Genomic DNA, 16223 nt, shown 5'->3' with positions numbered 1-16223 from the left:
TCAATTCTCAGCGTTCGCCAGCAGCCGGAACCGCAGCACCAACAGCGCGGCATACACGGCAGTGCCGATCGATAATCCGATCCACACGCCGATGGCGCCAAGGCCGGCGTGGAATCCAAGCACGTACCTAAGGGAGAATCCGATCAGCCAATAGCCGATGCAGGCAAACAAGAGCGGCACCCGTGTGTCCTTCAGCCCGCGCAGGCTGCCTACCGCAATGCTTTGTATGGCATCGGTGATGAAGAAGCTTGCGCCGATCAGGAGGAGGTTTGCAGCCAGTTCGATCGTCGCGTCAGCATTGTCGGCGGCCTCGCCCAGAAAAAATCGGGCGATCTCAAAGCGGGCTGCGACCACGGTGAGCGTCAGCAGGGCTGCGATTACCATGCCGAGCAGCATCGCAACCAGGCCCGCGCGCCTGATGCCGGGACCGTCGTCGCGCCCGACGGCATGGCCAACCCGCACGGTCGCCGCCATGCTGATGCCGAAGGGGATCATGAACAGGATCGCCGCGACCTGGAGCGCGATCTGATGGGCGGCAAGCGCCGTGGTGCTGATCAAGCCCATCAAGAGCGCAGCGGCCGAGAACAGCCCGTACTCCATGAGAAAGGCCATCGAAATCGGCGCGCCGATCACGATGAGCTGTCGCATCAGCGGCCAATCGAAATGCCAGAGACGGGCGAGTACGTGATAATCGCTGAAAGGACGGCGGCGCGTTGCGAACCAGAGCGCCGCCAGAAATGTCGCGCAGTTGACCAGCGTGGTCGCAAGTCCCGCCCCGAACAATCCCAGCCGTGGCAGGCCGAGCTCGCCGTAGATCAAGAGATAGACCAGCACAGCGTTGACCGGGATAGCCGCAAGCGTGATCCACAAGACCGGCTCCGGCCGGTTGACCGCACCCATGAAGCTGCGGATGGCCAGAAACCACAGCGCCGGCGCGACGCCCCAGGCGAGGCCGAACAGATATTGCTGGGCAAGCTGCGCCGTTTGCGGCGCCTGACCGAGGGCAAGCAGGATTCGTTCGCCGCGCAGCGGAAGCACCATGATCGGCAGCGACAGCAGAAGCGCGGCCCACAGGCCCACGCGCAGCGAGCGCCTGACCACGGCCGGATTGTCCGCACCAAAAGCCTGCGCCGCCAGGGGCGCCACCGCCGACATCAGGCCCATGCCGAAGGTGAAACCGACGAAATAGACCGTGCCGGCCAGCGCGGCCGCGGCGACCGCTTCGGCGCTGATGCGTCCGATGAAGGCAAGATCGGTCGTCATCATCGCGATCTGTCCGAGCTGCGTCAGCGCCATCGGCAGCGCGAGTCTCGCAGTTTCGCCAAGTTCGAGGGCGAGATGGTTCCGTGCGCGCCTCAAATCGTGCGACGCCGGGGCGGGCTGTGCTTCAACTGCATGTTCCATGGGGCGCCATGCTGCCGTGTTTGCCGCGTCAGGGCAAAGCGATCTGCACTTTAGCGCATGCGAAGCATGGTCGCAGGGCTCGCTCGCTTCGTATTCGAGCACACATTTGCTCGAGCCGTCATCCTGGGGCCTCGCGAAGCGAGCCTCGAAGAATACTCGAGAGCTCGCACCAAACTAAGGCAAATTCGCTTAGCCAGCGCTACCGCGCCGGCACGCGGGTGATCCTTGCGCCGAGCGCGTTGAGCCGTTCGTCGATGCGCTCATAGCCGCGCTCGATCTGGTCGGCGTTGTTTGATGGTGGAGGTGCCTTCGGCGCAGACGGCGGCGAGCAGCATCGCCATGCCGGCGCGGATGTCGGGGGAAATCATCGAGGCGCCGTGCAGCCGGCTGGGACCCGCCACGATGGCGCGATGCGGGTCGCATAGCACGATGCGGGCGCCCATCGCGATCAGCTTGTCGACGAAGAACATCCGCGATTCGAACATCTTTTCGAACATCAGGATCACGCCGTCACATTGCGTGGCGGTGACGATCGCGATCGACATCAGATCGGCGGGGAAAGCAGGCCAGGGCTGGTCCTCGAGCTTCGGCACATGGCCGCCGAAATCGTCCTTGATCTTCAGCGTCTGCTGGGAGGGTATGATCAGGTCGTCGCCGGCAACCTCGCAGGTGATGCCAAGCCGCTCGAATCCCATGCGGATCGAGCGCAGATGCTCGACACCGGCGCGCACGATGCGCAGTGACGAGCGCGTCACCGCGGCAAGCCCAATCAGCGAGCCGACCTCGATATGATCGGGCTGAATGGAATAGGTGGCCGGGCCGAGCGTGGCCTGGCCGTGGATCACCATGGTGTTGGTGCCGATGCCTTCGATCTTCGCCCCAAGCGCGGTCAGGAAATGGGCGAGATCCTGCACATGCGGCTCGGATGCCGCGTTGCGCAAGTAAGTGGTGCCCCGTGCCGCCACCGCCGCGATCAGCGCGTTTTCGGTCGCGGTAACGCTCGGCTCATCCAGGAAGACGTCGGCGCCCTTGAGCTGCGAAGAGCGGAACTCCAGCCGATCGGTCGCCGTCACGCTGGCGCCGAGCTGTTCGAAGGCCAGGAAATGGGTGTCCAGCCGCCGCCGGCCGATCACGTCGCCGCCGGGCGGCGGCAACGTCAGCGAGCCGCAGCGGGCCAGCAGGGGGCCAGCCAACAGGATGGAAGCGCGAATGCGGGCGCAGAGAGTGGGGTCGAGATCGGCGGCGCGAATGTCCTTGGCGTGAATGACGAGCCGGTTGCGGCCGCGCCACTCCGCTGCGGCACCGACCGAGCGGATCAGTTCGACCAGGGTTTCGGTGTCGCGAATGCGTGGCACGTTATCGAGTGTGACGGGGTGCTCGGTGAGGAGCGCGGCCGCGATGATCGGCAGTGCCGCGTTCTTGTTGCCGGAGGGCTCGATGGCGCCCTTCAGGCGATGGCCGCCCTCGACGATGTACTGGATCGGCGCGCGGACGGCTTCGGGTTTTCGAAGTTCGTGATCCATAAGGTTCCTCTTCGACGTGACGCAGGCACGTGCCGTCGCCGGTCGTCGCAAATGTCCAGGGGCAATCATCACAGCTCAGCGCACCTGGCAAGCGCGTCAATCAGACGATCCGCGCAACGGCCGGCACGCGTAGGAGAGCTCCCGCCGCCAGATAGCACAGCGCGCAGGCGATCGAGCCGGTAATGAGGAATTTGACGAGCGCGGGCGCCGCGATGTCCCGCCAGGCCAGCGCCACTCCGAGCAGGATCGGCGGGTGGATGATGTAGACGAGGTAGGCGCGACGCGCGAGGTCCGGCCAGATGCCGTTCAAGTCGACAAAGCGACGCTGGAACATGGCTAGCAGGCCGAGGATGAATCCCCAGGCGACGAACGGCTCCCAGAAGGCGTACAGGAAAGCCTGCAGGTTCAAGCCGCCTTCGGCCTTGCCGGTCGGCCAGTGGAATTTCAGCGCGATCAAGCCCGCGAGAGGAAAAATCGGCAGAGCGATCCAGGCAAGGCGCAGCCATTTTTTCCGTTGGCGTTCTGGAATATTTTCGAGCCATCGTCCCTCGGCCGCCGCGCAGCCGGCAAAGAACAACATGATGTAGGAGGCGAAATAGCCGAGCTGCAGAAAAGCCACGTTCGTTCCGACGGGCCAGATCAGGCGCAGCAAAAACGCCGCGATGCCGGTGACGATGGCGGCCGTGAGCAGAGCGGCATCGGACGGAAACGGACGCTTGTACATCCTCTCAGGCATCTTGGTTTCGGCCCTTTTGTATGTGAGGCGCCAAAGCAACCAAACGCCCCCAAATATCAGCAGTGCTTGGGCAAACCACAAAGGACCGGGTTCGAACCTTCCGTGCATCCATAGGTATTCGAAGACGCGGAAGAAAGGCCGCCCGTTGGCCGTTTGAGCCAATGCCACCGTGGCCGGATGGAGAAGGAAGAAATAGACCAGCAGCGGAACGCCAAGCCGCGTCAACCGTTCGCGGGCAAAGGAGGCTGCACCGTGACGCTGATAGGCGAGGGGTGTGTAGTAGCCGGCCAACAGAAAAAACAGGCCCATGAACCAGGCCTGGTTCACCGTACAGAACAGGATCAGCAGCAGACCACTCGGGGTATCCGATGGGGCGATTTCCTTGTAATACCAGCCGCCGATGGCGCCATAGGTGATCGCGGTATGATGAAAGACGACGAGCAGCGTCACCGCCGCGCGGAGCGCATCGATTCCACCATTGCGCCCCGTCGCGCCGGCCTTGGCAGGCACCGATGCAACAAGGTCCTGGTCGCCGCCGGCGCGCGGCCGGAGATGATCGCTGACCGGCAGCTCACCGGTCGAAAGGCCGTTCACCATCGGCTACGCCTCCGCGCCGGATACCTCAGGGATCAATCCTGCGAGGCGCTTTCGCGCCACGCATTGTCTCATCGAGACGCATCCCTAGCTCGTCCAACTATAGTGCACGCTACCTTTGAGCGACAGGCTTAATCGAGGGCTGGCGCAGGCAGGCGGGTGTTCGCTTGAAATAACCCAGACTCGGGTGCCCGAGATTTCGCATGGAATCAGGGGTCGCTCGAGATGCAAAGTCAAAAATCTTCCCAAGCTCTGCATGCCGCACTGGTGGAACTCGAGCCCGGAGCTTTACGGGAGCTGCATTGGCATCCCACAGCCGACGAGTGGCAATATTATATCGAGGGCGAAGGTCGCATGACCGTGTTTGCGGCAGAGCAGAAAGCGCGAACCTTTGATTACCGCGCCGGCGACGTCGGTTACGTGCCGTTCGCCATGGGTCATTATATCGAGAATACCGGTTCATATCGAGAATACCGGTTCGACCCTGCTGCGCTTCTTCGAAATTTTCAAAAGCGACCATTACGCGGACATCTCGCTCAATCAATGGCTCGCATTGACACCCCGGCAGCTCGTCGAAGCACACCTCAATGTGGGTGATGACGTTCTTTCGAACCTGCCTGCGAGCAAGGTGCCGATCGTGACGAGATGACGTCAACAGGCTTCCGGCCTTGCTTGTCGGGATCAAGGCCTCTGTCATCGATCTGAACGTCGTAGCCTTGTTCGATCGGGGGGCCTAGATCTCCCTCATGACCTGCGCATAGGCCAACAATGCGAACAGGGCCGTGCCGCCGATGATGTTGCCCGCGAGCACCGGCATGAGGAAGGCCACGAACATGAGATCCGGGCTCATCATGCGGTTCAGCACCAGCATGAATGCCTCCATGCTGCCCGCCACGATATGCATGAATCCTCCGGCTCCGATCAGGTACGTGGTCACGACAATGATGCTGAACTGTCCGCTCTCTGCGCCCGGAAGCAGCCAGACCATGGTGGCGATCAGAAAGCCCGCCGCGATGCCCCTGAACAGCATTTCGATCCAGTCATGCTGAAGAATCTGGCTGCTGATTTCGAGCATCTCATTCCTGAGATCTGGCGAAAGCACCGGCGTGAAGGTGCAGAACGCCGCAGCGAAGAGGGTGCCGACGAGATTGGCGAGCAGCACGATCCCCCACATCCGCGCGGCGCGCCCGACATTCGCCATCGACCAACTGGCCATGACCGGTAATACGACGGTAATGGTATTTTCGGTGAAAAGCTGTTGACGGGAGAGTACGACCATCACGAAACCAACGGAGTAACCGAGGCTTGTCACAAGCGGACGCCAGCCTTCCTCCGGAATGCGCAGTTGCAGAATAGCCTGGGCCAGCAGCGAAAAGCTGATGGAGAGACCGGCAGCCAGTCCCGACCACCATAACGAGGTGGCCGGGCGCGCCATCTCCTCCTCGCCTAGTCGCCGGACGACCTCATAAATGATCGGCGTGCGTGGGCTTGACCGCTCTTCAACGTCCTCGATCTCGCGCTGCGTGATCTGCGCGTTCTGGTCGCCGGAACGATGCTGTTGCGCCCCCTCGGCATTGGGGCGAGAGTCTCGGGAGCCCTGCTGGTACGGCATGCTGTCCTACATTGCTCCCAACAGATTGGCGGCTCCGTCAAGCGCAATGGAATTTGCGCCGTTACTCTGAGACCTCCGCCGCATCGGGCAGCGAGCCCGGCGAATCCAAGCCCGACGGCGCGCAGAAGGCTCGTTACGGTCACGTGACCGGGCGGCGCGATCGGATGCGCGACATCGGTCGCAGGGGCACGAGCAATCGCGACGGCGACGGTGTTCTCGCTGCTTGACTTGATCGGTCATCGCTTTCCTTTCCTCCAGCCACGCCATGAGATTACCGGCCGCGCTGCCGCGAGCCGGAACCGAGGGCGCTGCGGCAAGCACGACCATCATCTAATGGCGAACGCTGCTGAGGAGTGCGCGTCCGAACTGTCAAGCGCTTAAACCGGCCGGAAGAACCAACGTTCCTCGAGGCGCGAAATGAGAACTTCCGTAGCGGAGATGCGTAGGCTAAGCGTTGAGCGTAGCAAGTTAGGGAAGAGCCGCTCGGCCTGATCTCCGGGAAGGATGCGCTGCACTGCGCATAGCAGGCATGGGACATCTGACCCTAGCCCGATGGCAAGCTCCTACTAACACGCTCTCCTGATGAGCTTCATGGCATGTGACGGGCCGCGCCATCCCAAGAACTCCAGGCGCTTCTGCTTGAGAGCATCAGTGGCAATGAAGAATTGCTGCAATTCATCGAGCGCCGCTGGCGGGAGATGCCTTACGTCCTGTAATTCGCCTTCGAATGGGGACCGGTCCGGTATCGCCAGGATGCGATCATTTCTTTTCTTTGCGCCGTTCGTCTTTTGAAGGACTTCGATAACGCCGATTGGACGGCAACGGAGCACCATGCCCGGGTGCGTTGCCGCCTCGTGGATGATCATGACATCAAACGGATCACCGTCCTCCGCTCTGGTCGACGGAATGAAGCCCCAATCGTAAGGATAGGTCAGCCCGACGAAGAGCGGCTTGGCGAGCGTAAATGCGTTGAGCTTTGGGTTGAACTCGATCTTGCAGCGGCTGCCGCGCGGCGTTTCCACCACTGCATAGATGTGCTTTTTGTCAGCCCAGGTCGGCAGCTTTGATAGGTTCGTCATGTTAGAGCCCCGCGATCGCCTCACACAGCAAGGCGACGCGTCGGCTCGCCGGCAAAAGCATCGTGGACGCTAGGTGCGTTGGCGCGGCGACAAGTGCGCGCCCGATTTCCGCGCGCCTCCGAAATCATCCCTGCGCGCATGACAACGTTGCGGCCGCAAGAGGGTTTCTACAGGCTCTCACTGGAGCCATTTCGGTGCGGCGCCGCGGTGCAGCACAACGGCCGCTGCGCTTTGCGCAGCTAGCGCGCCGCGGCAGGCAGCAGACCACAACGAAGGGAATCAAGGTGAACGGCTGCTACTGAGCCTGCATTGGCCGGGAACGCAGCCATATGGGACAATTCGGGACCCGTGCCCGGCCCGCAAAAACAGGGTCGTCACATGTTGGCCCTGCTCAACCCCGGATTGCGACAGGGCTAGGCGCGAATTGAGCCAAGGATTTGCGCTGCAGAGTCAGCGATGCGTGTTCCCCCGACGGGCGGGAACGCCGTCACACGTCGACGGTCGCGCTGAGCGAGTTGTCCTGGATGAACTCGCGGCGCGGTTCGACCACGTCGCCCATCAGCTTGGTGAAGATGTCGTCGGCCTCGTCGACCTCCTTGACCTTCACCTGCAAGAGCGAGCGCGCTTCGGTGTCGAGCGTCGTCTCCCAGAGCTGATCCGGATTCATCTCGCCGAGGCCTTTGTAGCGCTGCAGGTTGAGGCCCTTGCGGCCGGCCTCGGTGACGGCCTCGAATAGGCTGACCGGCCCGTAAATGGTGGTTTCGGAATCCTTCCGCCGCAACTTGCCGGGACTGTCATATACTTCCTGCAGCCTCTTTCTAAATTCATGGAGCTTGCGGGCATCGGCCGAACCAAGGAAGGCGTCGTCGATGACGGCGACATCCTTGACGCCGCGCACCGTGCGTTCGAATACGAAGCCTTGGCCTTCCACGAATTGTCCGATCCAGCCCCGTTCAACCTCCTCCGCCTGCTTATCCAGACGTCCGGCCATGTATTGTGCCGCGGCAGTGGCATTCTCCGGATTGGTATAGATTTCCCTTCCAAAAAGGCCTGCGATCGCGGCCTGCTCGACAACGGCCCGGTTGTAGCGGCTATGCAGGTTGCGAAGCACGGAGCGGATCACGCGCGCATCGTCCACAAGCGATCGCAGATCGAGACCCTTGCGTTCCTCGCCGGTCCCGAGCGTGAACACGCAGTCATCCAGCCCCGCCTCGATCAGATAGTCTTCCAGCGCGCGCTCGTCCTTCAGATATTGCTCGGACTTGCCGCGCGTCACCTTATAGAGCGGCGGCTGAGCGATATAGAGATAGCCTTGATCGATGATCTCGCGCATCTGCCGGTAGAAAAAGGTGAGAAGCAGCGTGCGGATGTGGGCGCCGTCGACGTCGGCGTCGGTCATCAGGATGATCTTGTGATAGCGCAGCTTCTCGATCGAGAAATCGTCGCTGATGCCGGTGCCGAGCGCCGTGATCAGTGTGCCGATCTGCTCGCTCGAGAGCATCTTGTCGGTGCGCACGCGCTCGACGTTGAGGATCTTGCCGCGCAAGGGGAGCACGGCCTGGAACTCGCGGTTGCGACCCATCTTGGCGCTGCCGCCGGCCGAATCGCCTTCGACGATGAAGAGCTCTGATTTCGCCGGGTCCTTCTCCTGGCAGTCGGCGAGCTTGCCGGGTAGCGAAGACACGCTCAACGGATTCTTGCGGGTCAGCTCGCGCGCCTTTCGCGCGGCTTCGCGTGCCGCGGCGGCCTGGATCACCTTGCCGACGATGACCTTGGCCTCAGTCGGATGTTCCTCGAACCACGCCGCCAAGGCTTCGTTGAGCACGTTCTCGACCACCGGGCGCACTTCGGAGGAGACCAGCTTGTCCTTGGTCTGCGACGAGAATTTGGGATCCGGTACCTTCACCGAAAGCACGGCGGTCAGCCCTTCGCGGCAGTCATCGCCGGTGAGCTGGATCTTTTCCTTTTTCGCGTTGGCTTCGGCATAACCGTTGACCTGGCGCGTCAGCGCGCCGCGGAAGCCGGCCAGATGCGTGCCGCCATCACGTTGCGGGATGTTATTGGTGAAGCACAGCACGTTCTCGTGATAGCTATCGTTCCACCACAGCGCGGCCTCGACGCCGATGCCGTTCATCTCCGAACGCACCATGATGGGCGTGGGGACGATCGCCTTCTTGTTGCGGTCGAGATATTTGACGAACTCTTCGACGCCGCCGCTATAGTGCATCTCCTCGCGCTTCTCGACCGCGTGGCGCATGTCGGACAGCACGATGTTGACGCCGGAGTTGAGGAAGGCGAGCTCGCGCAAGCGGTGCTCGAGCGTCGCAAAGTCATATTCGATATTCTTGAAGGTCTCCGTGGAGGCAAGGAAGGTCACCTCGGTGCCGCGCTTGCCATTGGCCTCGCCGACGACCTTCAGCGGCGCCACCGTCTCGCCATGGACGAACTCGACGAAATGTTCCTTGCCGTCGCGCCAGACCCGGAGCTGCAGCTTGCTGGAGAGCGCATTGACCACGGAGACGCCGACGCCGTGCAGGCCGCCCGACACCTTGTACGAATTCTGGTCGAATTTTCCGCCCGCGTGGAGCTGGGTCATGATGACCTCGGCGGCCGAAATGCCCTCGCCCTTGTGAATGTCGACGGGAATGCCTCGCCCATCGTCGCGTACCGTCACGGAATTGTCGGGGTTGAGAATGACCTCGACGCGGGTGGCATGGCCGGCCAGCGCCTCGTCAATCGCGTTGTCGACGACCTCGTAGACCATGTGATGGAGGCCCGAGCCGTCGTCGGTGTCGCCGATGTACATGCCCGGCCGCTTGCGAACGGCATCGAGACCCTTCAAAACCCGGATCGATTCCGCGCCGTAATCGCTCGCGATCGAATGCTCAGTGTCGGCAACGGTTTGCCGGGCGGGTTCTGTCATGTGAAACCTTTTGCGGATGTCCCAAATCAGCGGCGGAAGATGAGGCGCTGATGACGCCATTTCTGCCACGAAAGATGCGATGCGCCTAGCGCAAAGTATCCGTGGTTAAGCTTTTGAATACATAGATTTTTTTGGCTCTTTTTCAAGGCGCCGGAAGGCCTGTTCTCAAGGTCCGAAAAAGCGCGATTCGCAAGCTGCTTTTCCCTTAAAAATACCGGTTTTTCCGGTCTGAAATCGCTCCTCACGGGCCGCCCGATCGGCCGGCGATCGCAGGGCGCAGGTCTCCTGCCATCCGTCGCTGCTGATGCAGGTGACGCGTTGAACTTTACGGACCGGCTGATGCTGCCTGTGTTTCCAGATCGCTATCGGCCGGACATTGACGGCTTGCGCGCCGTGGCGGTGCTGCTGGTCGTGATCTTTCACGCGTTTCCCGACGCCCTGCCGGGCGGCTTCATCGGGGTCGATATCTTCTTCGTCATTTCCGGGTTTCTGATCACGGGCATCATCGCCCGCGAACTTCAGCGCGGCCGCTTCAGCCTGCTCGCGTTCTATGGGCGGCGTATCAGGCGGATCTTTCCGGCCCTGATCGTCGTCTTGGGCGCCGTGCTGGTCCTGGGCTGGCTCTGGATGCTGCCGTCGGCCTATGCAAGCCTGAGCGCCGACGTCTTCGCCAGCGCCGGCTTTGCCTCCAACATCGCACTCTTGCTGCAGTCCGGCTATTTCGATGTCGAGTCGGCCAGAAAGCCACTGCTGCACCTGTGGTCGCTCGGCATCGAGGAGCAGTTTTACCTCGCCTGGCCGCTGCTCCTGATGCTGGCGACGCGGGCGCGGGTGAGCCTGCTCGCGGTGGCATTGGTGATCGGTATTGCGTCATTCGCCCTCAACCTGGCGCTGGTTGGCCCGGATCCGGTTGCGACCTTTTACCTGCCTTTCACCAGAGCTTGGGAACTCCTGGCGGGCGGCGCCCTGGCCTGTACCTTCGATCGTCTCGGGCGCGCGCAGGTTGCAAGCAATCTGCGGGCGGGCGCAGGTGCCGTGCTGATCGGGGTTGCGGCCGTGCTGCTCAACAGCGGGCGTGCGTTTCCCGGCTGGTGGGCGCTGCTGCCGGTCGCCGGCAGCGTGCTGTTGCTGTCCGCGCCCGGCGCCTGGGGCTGTCGACATCTGCTGTCGAGCCGGACCATGATCTTTTTCGGCCAGATCAGCTATCCGCTCTATCTGTGGCACTGGCCGCTGCTGGTGTTTTTCGCGATCATCAAATTCGCGCCGCTGACGACGCTGGAGCGGCCCCTGGTGATCGGCCTGAGCATCCTACTGGCCTGGGCCACGTACCGTTTCGTCGAAACCCCAATTCGCTTCGGCCGGCCAAGCAGCGCCAAGGTCGCCTCGCTTGGCACGGCCATGGCGCTGGTTGCGCTCGGCGGCATGATTGTTGTCAGTCAGAACGGCTTCGATTTCCGCCTGCCGGCGGAGATCCGCGCCATGGCGCAGGTGCCGACGCAGGCCGCCAAATGGCGCGTGCATCAATGCATGCTCGATCTCAGCCACGAGAGCTCGTTTGCCGATGATTGCGTCGACCGCGACCGCCGCCCGCTGCTCTTGATCTGGGGCGATTCCACCGCTGGTTCGCTGATGCCGGGCTTGCGCGAGGCGCAACGCAGGCGCGACTTCGGCATCGCCCAATTCACCTCGAGCGCGTGCGCTCCGGCCTTGCACGCCGATATTCCTGGTGTCCCCAATTGCCGCGCCATGAACGACAAAGTGCTCGCGCTCGCGGTTGAGCTCAAGCCCGACATCGTGCTGTTACATGGAGGCGCGGACAAGTTCATCGACAACATCGCCGAGACCGTGGCCGTGCTGAAACGCGAGACCCGCGCGCGGATCGTGGTGCTCGGCGCGGAGCCGGTCTGGAAGCGCGGACTGCCGAACGAGGTGCTCCGATATTACATGCTGCACCATCGCCTGATTCCAGCGCGCACGACTGAATCGGTCTCGGCGAATTGGTATGACGCGGAGCTGCGCGCCAAGCTCGTGCCGAAGGGGGCTGAATTCATTTCCGCCTGGGACGTCTTTTGCAACGACGATGGTTGTCTGGCGCGGCTCGGCGATCAGGCCAGCGACATCACCTCGAGCGACACGATCCACCTCACCGAGAAGGGATCGGTGTTCCTGGTGCAATCGATCATCGACAGGGTGCTCGATGGCCAACCGGCGCAAGCCGCGGCGGCGGCGCATTGAGTCTTTCAAGCACGGCGCGTGATGCGGCCGCTCTCGACATCGAAAATATCGCTGGCCTCGCCGATGCCGCTGAATTGCAGTGGGTCGGCGCCGGTCAACCAGACCTGCGCGCCGAGCTTGGCCAGTTCGGCAAACAGCGCACCGCGCCGGTTGGGGTCGAGATGGGCCACCACCTCGTCGAGCAGGAGCAGCGGCACGATGCCGGTGCTTTCGGCAACGAGGGTAGCGTGTGCGAGCACGAGCCCGATCAACAGCGCTTTCTGCTCGCCGGTCGAGGCATCGCGCGCCGGCATGTTTTTCGGCGCATAGATCACCTGGAGATCGGTGAGATGCGGCCCATCCAGCGTGCGGCCTGCGGCGGCATCGCGGGCGCGGCTGGTGCGTAAAATCTCGCGATAGCGGTCCTCGACGGCGGTTGCGGGTTCGCTGAGCAACGCATTTTCCATCCAGCCGTCCAGCGCGATTTCCGCTGAGGGAAAGGCGGAGGCCTGGCCGCGCGTGCGCAGCATCGCTGCCAGTTTCAGCGCCGTCTGGCCGCGCGTCGCCGCCACCGCGACCGCGAGTTCCGCGGTCTCGCGCTCGATCGCGTCACACCAATGATCGTCGAAATTGCGCACCTCCAACAGCCGATTGCGCGATCGCAAAGACCGCTCCAGTGCCGAGACGCGGCTGGAATGCTCGCTGTCGATGGCAAGCACCAGTCGATCGAAGAAGCGCCGCCGCTCCGAGGCTGGCCCGACGAACAGGCCGTCCATCGACGGCGTCAGCCACACCATGCGTAAATGATCGCCGAACGCGTTTGCGGAGGCGACCGGTTCGCGGTCGATCCGACAGCGCCGGCTGGTGGTCTGCACTTCGCCGTGCTGTGCCTCGATGCCGGTGCCCAGCGTTGCCAGGCCGAGCGCCCCCTCGACCTCGGCGGATACGGCCCAGGAGCCGTCACCTTGATTGTCCGCGATATCCTCCAGCGTCGCGCGGCGCAGGCCCCGGCCCGGTGAAAGAAATGAGAGCGCCTCCAGGCAATTGGTCTTGCCGGCGCCGTTGGGGCCGACCAGCACGACCATGTCGGCGCGCGCCTCAAGGCCGGCCGCGCGATAATTGCGGAAATGCGTCAGCGCCAGGCGATGGATGCGGGAACGGGTCATGTTCGGTGTCATTGCCGGGCTTGACCCGGCAATCGATCGTCCGCATTAGCGGACAATTTCATCGTAGAGGTCACGCCAGTCGGGATTTTTCGCGGCCGGGCATGACAGGGAAGGGTTCACACCCGCATCGGCATCAGCACATACAGCGCGTTCTTGTTATCGCGGTCCTGGATCAGGGTTGGTGAACCCGGATCGGCGAGGCGCAGCACCGCGACCTCGCCCTCGATCTGTGCGGCGATGTCCAACAGGTAGCGCGAGTTGAAGCCGATATCGAGCGGGTCGGAGGCATACTCCACCTCGAGCTCTTCGGTCGCGCTGCCCGAATCCGGATTGGTGACGCTCAGCACCAGCTTGCCGGAGGATAGTGCAAGCTTCACGGCGCGACCGCGCTCGCTGGAAATCGTCGAGACGCGGTCGACGGCGGCGGCGAAGTCTGTCTTGTCGACCAATAGTTCCTTGTCGTTGTTCTGCGGAATCACGCGCCCGTAGTCGGGGAAGGTGCCGTCGATCAGCTTCGACGTCAGCACGACATTGCCGATGGTGAAGCGGATCTTGCCTTGCGATAGTTCAATCCTGACCTCGGCTTCATTGTCCTCGATCAGGCGCTGCACCTCGCCGACCGTCTTGCGCGGCACGATCACCCCGGGCATGCCGGCCGCGCCGGCTGGCAGCGGCAGATCGACCTGCGCCAAGCGGTGTCCGTCGGTTGCCACCGCGCGCAGGGTCGCGGCCTGGCCGCTGCCGGCCGTGTGCAAATAGATGCCGTTGAGATAGTACCGGGTCTCCTCGGTCGAGATCGCAAACTGGGTGCGATCGATCAGCCGCTTCACGTCGGCTGCCGCGAGCGAAAAGGAATGCGCCATATCGCCGGCGGCGAGGTCCGGGAAATCGCTTTCGGGCAGCGTCTGCAGGGTGAAGCGCGACCGCCCGGCGCGAATCGCCAGCACCGCGCGGTCGCTATCGGCCTCCAGCACGATCTGCGAGCCGTCGGGCAGCTTTCGCACGATGTCGTAGAACATGTGCGCGGGAACCGTGGTCGAGCCGCCGGCCGCGCTTTCCGCAGCCAGGGTTTCAGTCACTTCGAGGTCGAGGTCGGTCGCCTTCAGCGAGAGCTGGGTGCTGTCGGTGCGCAGCAGCACGTTGCTGAGGATCGGAATGGTGTTGCGGCGCTCGACCACCCGGTGGACGTGGCCGAGGGATTTGAGGAGTTGCGCGCGTTCGACGGTGACCTTCATAGCAATATCCGCCCGATCCGACAGAGCATGTCTTTGGGAATGCCGGCGGGCGCAAGGCGCGCCGCGGCTGATGACACCCGTCAAGCCTGAAGCATACGGCTTTCGGGGGGACCGTAAAGTGGCGCGGATGGGGCCCGAGCGCAAGGGATTGCGGGCCTCTTTTCAACGATTTGGCCGGCGCCCACCGGGACGGGAGAGGATTTCCGCCCTTGGTCTAAAGGCGAGGGCAAGAAAGCGTCCGGGGCAAAAAAATCCGCCCTCCCGGCGCGGGGGAGGGCGGACGCAGCCGCAAGGGACGGGCGGCCCTTATTCCTGGAGCTGGCGCTTCAGCGACTCGACTTCTTCCGAGAGCGCGGTGTCCTTGGCGACCAGCGCCTCGATCTTGCGCACGGCGTGCAGGACGGTCGTGTGGTCGCGTCCGCCGAAGCGGCGGCCGATCTCGGGCAGCGAGCGCAGCGTCAACGTCTTGGCCAGGTACATCGCGACCTGGCGTGGACGCACCACATTCGCGGTGCGGCGCGAGGACAGCAGGTCGGAGCGGCTGACATTGTATTGCCGCGCCACCACGCGCTGGATGTCCTCGATCTTGATCCGTTTCGGCTCCTGCGGGCGGATCAGGTCGCGCACCTCCCGCTCCGCCATGTCGAGCGTCACCGGCTGGTTGTTGAGCTTGGAGTGCGCGAGCAGGCGATTGATCGCGCCTTCGAGATCGCGGCCGTTATGGGTGATGCTGCGGGCGAGATAGTCGAGCACCGGTTCCGGCACGTCGAAGCTTGCGTGATGCACGCGTGCTGCCGCGACGCGCGACTTGAGGATGCCGAGCCGCAGCTCTTCTCCGAGCGATCCCATCTCGACCACGAGGCCGCCGGCGAGCCGCGAGCGCACGCGGTCGTCCAGGCTCTCCAGGTCGGATGGTGGACGATCGGCGGCGATCACGACCTGGCGGCCGGCGTCGATCAGCGCATTCAGCGTGTGGCAGAACTCGGCCTGCGTCGACTTGCCCTGCAGGAACTGCAGGTCGTCGATCACGAGCACATCGATGCCGCGCAGCGCCTCCTTGAAGGCGAGCGAGGTCTGCGTCTTCAGCGCGGCGACGAAGCCGTACATGAACTTCTCGGCGGTGAGATAGAGCACCTTGCGTTCGCCGCTCGCATTGCCGGCCCAGGTCACGGCCTGCAGCAGATGGGTTTTGCCGAGGCCGACGCCGGCGTGGATGTAGAGCGGGTTGAACATCACGGGATCGCCGCGGCGCCCCTCGGCGACCTGACGAGCGGCCGCGTGCGCCAGCGTGTTGGAGCGGCCGACGACGAAGCTGGCAAAGGTCAGCCGCGGATCGAGCGGCGAGCCGCCCAGCGCATCATGGCCGGCAGAGACCGGCGCAGTCGCGGTTGCGCGCAGCTCGACCGCAGGCCGCGCATCGGCACGCTCGGGACGGCGCACTTCCAGTTGAGGTGCGGCTTCCTTGACCGGCGTCGCGCAGCGCACGGCCGAGCGCACGGTGAGGTCGATGCGATGCACTTCCGGCATCTCGGCCTGCCAGGCCGAGAGCACGCGTTCGGCATAATGCGCCTGGATCCAGCTCTTGAGGAAACGGGTTGGAACCGAAAGATGCACGCTCTCGTCCTGCACGCCTTCGAGATCCATCCGCGCGAACCAGCTCGTATAGACGTCCTCTCCGACGCTCGAGCGCAACCGCCCCTTGACGCGTGACCAGCGTTCTTGTTCCGAATTTGTCAT

At 63.3% G+C, this 16223-nt stretch carries 10 protein-coding genes and 1 pseudogene; 2 read left to right on the top strand and 9 right to left on the bottom strand.

Annotation, left to right across the window (positions count from 1 at the left end):
* The 3 genes and pseudogenes from P6U23_RS00055 to P6U23_RS00045 all read right to left on the bottom strand — a co-directional run bounded on the left by P6U23_RS00055 (position 1) and on the right by P6U23_RS00045 (position 4260).
* Positions 1–1404 carry an MATE family efflux transporter gene (locus tag P6U23_RS00055; RefSeq protein ID WP_407177612.1) on the bottom strand — a complete coding sequence of 468 codons (1404 nt, stop codon included), beginning with the start codon at positions 1402–1404 and terminating at the stop codon, positions 1–3.
* A gap of 199 nt (positions 1405–1603) precedes the next feature.
* Positions 1604–2927 (bottom strand): annotated as a pseudogene (gene murA, locus P6U23_RS00050) (UDP-N-acetylglucosamine 1-carboxyvinyltransferase).
* Between the two features lie 100 nt (positions 2928–3027).
* The gene (locus P6U23_RS00045; protein WP_407177611.1) at positions 3028–4260 is read right to left on the bottom strand and encodes an acyltransferase family protein; all 1233 of its coding nucleotides are present in this window, start codon (positions 4258–4260) and stop codon (positions 3028–3030) included.
* Between the two features lie 222 nt (positions 4261–4482).
* On the opposite strand from P6U23_RS00045, the gene P6U23_RS00040 reads away from it, so the two are divergent.
* Positions 4483–4854 (top strand): cupin domain-containing protein, encoded by a 372-nt coding sequence (locus P6U23_RS00040; RefSeq protein WP_407177610.1) that lies wholly within the window; start codon positions 4483–4485, stop codon positions 4852–4854.
* A gap of 136 nt (positions 4855–4990) precedes the next feature.
* Here the strand turns inward: P6U23_RS00040 and P6U23_RS00035 are convergent, their stop codons facing one another.
* The 3 genes from P6U23_RS00035 to gyrB all read right to left on the bottom strand — a co-directional run bounded on the left by P6U23_RS00035 (position 4991) and on the right by gyrB (position 9871).
* Positions 4991–5869, bottom strand: a complete 879-nt coding sequence (locus tag P6U23_RS00035; RefSeq protein WP_407177609.1) for a formate/nitrite transporter family protein — start codon at positions 5867–5869, stop codon at positions 4991–4993.
* A gap of 566 nt (positions 5870–6435) precedes the next feature.
* Positions 6436–6894, bottom strand: a complete 459-nt coding sequence (locus P6U23_RS00030) for an inorganic diphosphatase (RefSeq protein WP_407177608.1) — start codon at positions 6892–6894, stop codon at positions 6436–6438.
* Between the two features lie 541 nt (positions 6895–7435).
* Entirely contained in the window at positions 7436–9871 is a 2436-nt protein-coding gene (gene gyrB, locus P6U23_RS00025; protein ID WP_407177607.1) for a DNA topoisomerase (ATP-hydrolyzing) subunit B, read from the bottom strand.
* Between the two features lie 318 nt (positions 9872–10189).
* Between gyrB and P6U23_RS00020 the strand changes: the two genes are divergently transcribed.
* Positions 10190–12106, top strand: a complete 1917-nt coding sequence (locus P6U23_RS00020; protein WP_407177606.1) for an acyltransferase family protein — start codon at positions 10190–10192, stop codon at positions 12104–12106.
* 5 nt (positions 12107–12111) lie between these two features.
* Here P6U23_RS00020 and recF read toward each other — a convergent pair whose 3' ends face one another.
* The 3 genes from recF to dnaA form a co-directional block, all read right to left on the bottom strand.
* Complete coding sequence (gene recF, locus P6U23_RS00015; RefSeq protein ID WP_407177605.1) at positions 12112–13251, bottom strand: DNA replication/repair protein RecF; 1140 nt, start codon at positions 13249–13251, stop codon at positions 12112–12114.
* A 116-nt stretch (positions 13252–13367) separates the two neighbouring features.
* Entirely contained in the window at positions 13368–14486 is a 1119-nt protein-coding gene (gene dnaN / locus P6U23_RS00010) for a DNA polymerase III subunit beta (protein ID WP_407177604.1), read from the bottom strand.
* A gap of 306 nt (positions 14487–14792) precedes the next feature.
* Entirely contained in the window at positions 14793–16223 is a 1431-nt protein-coding gene (dnaA, locus tag P6U23_RS00005; RefSeq protein WP_407177603.1) for a chromosomal replication initiator protein DnaA, read from the bottom strand.

It is taken from the genome of Bradyrhizobium sp. STM 3562 (assembly GCF_045571435.1).
Classification (GTDB): Bacteria; Pseudomonadota; Alphaproteobacteria; order Rhizobiales; family Xanthobacteraceae; genus Bradyrhizobium.
This window is presented reverse-complemented; position numbering and strand designations above follow the sequence as displayed.

Excerpts from the sequence above, each read along its gene's own strand:
- gyrB (WP_407177607.1), bottom strand. The coding sequence starts at position 9,871 with ATGACAGAACCCGCCCGGCAAACCGTTGCCGACACTGAGCATTCGATC.
- P6U23_RS00055 (WP_407177612.1), bottom strand. The coding sequence starts at position 1,404 with ATGGAACATGCAGTTGAAGCACAGCCCGCCCCGGCGTCGCACGATTTG.
- P6U23_RS00045 (WP_407177611.1), bottom strand. The coding sequence starts at position 4,260 with ATGGTGAACGGCCTTTCGACCGGTGAGCTGCCGGTCAGCGATCATCTC.
- P6U23_RS00035 (WP_407177609.1), bottom strand. The coding sequence starts at position 5,869 with ATGCCGTACCAGCAGGGCTCCCGAGACTCTCGCCCCAATGCCGAGGGG.
- dnaA (WP_407177603.1), bottom strand. The coding sequence starts at position 16,223 with ATGACAAATTCGGAACAAGAACGCTGGTCACGCGTCAAGGGGCGGTTG.
- recF (WP_407177605.1), bottom strand. The coding sequence starts at position 13,251 with ATGACCCGTTCCCGCATCCATCGCCTGGCGCTGACGCATTTCCGCAAT.
- P6U23_RS00040 (WP_407177610.1), top strand. The coding sequence starts at position 4,483 with ATGCAAAGTCAAAAATCTTCCCAAGCTCTGCATGCCGCACTGGTGGAA.
- dnaN (WP_407177604.1), bottom strand. The coding sequence starts at position 14,486 with ATGAAGGTCACCGTCGAACGCGCGCAACTCCTCAAATCCCTCGGCCAC.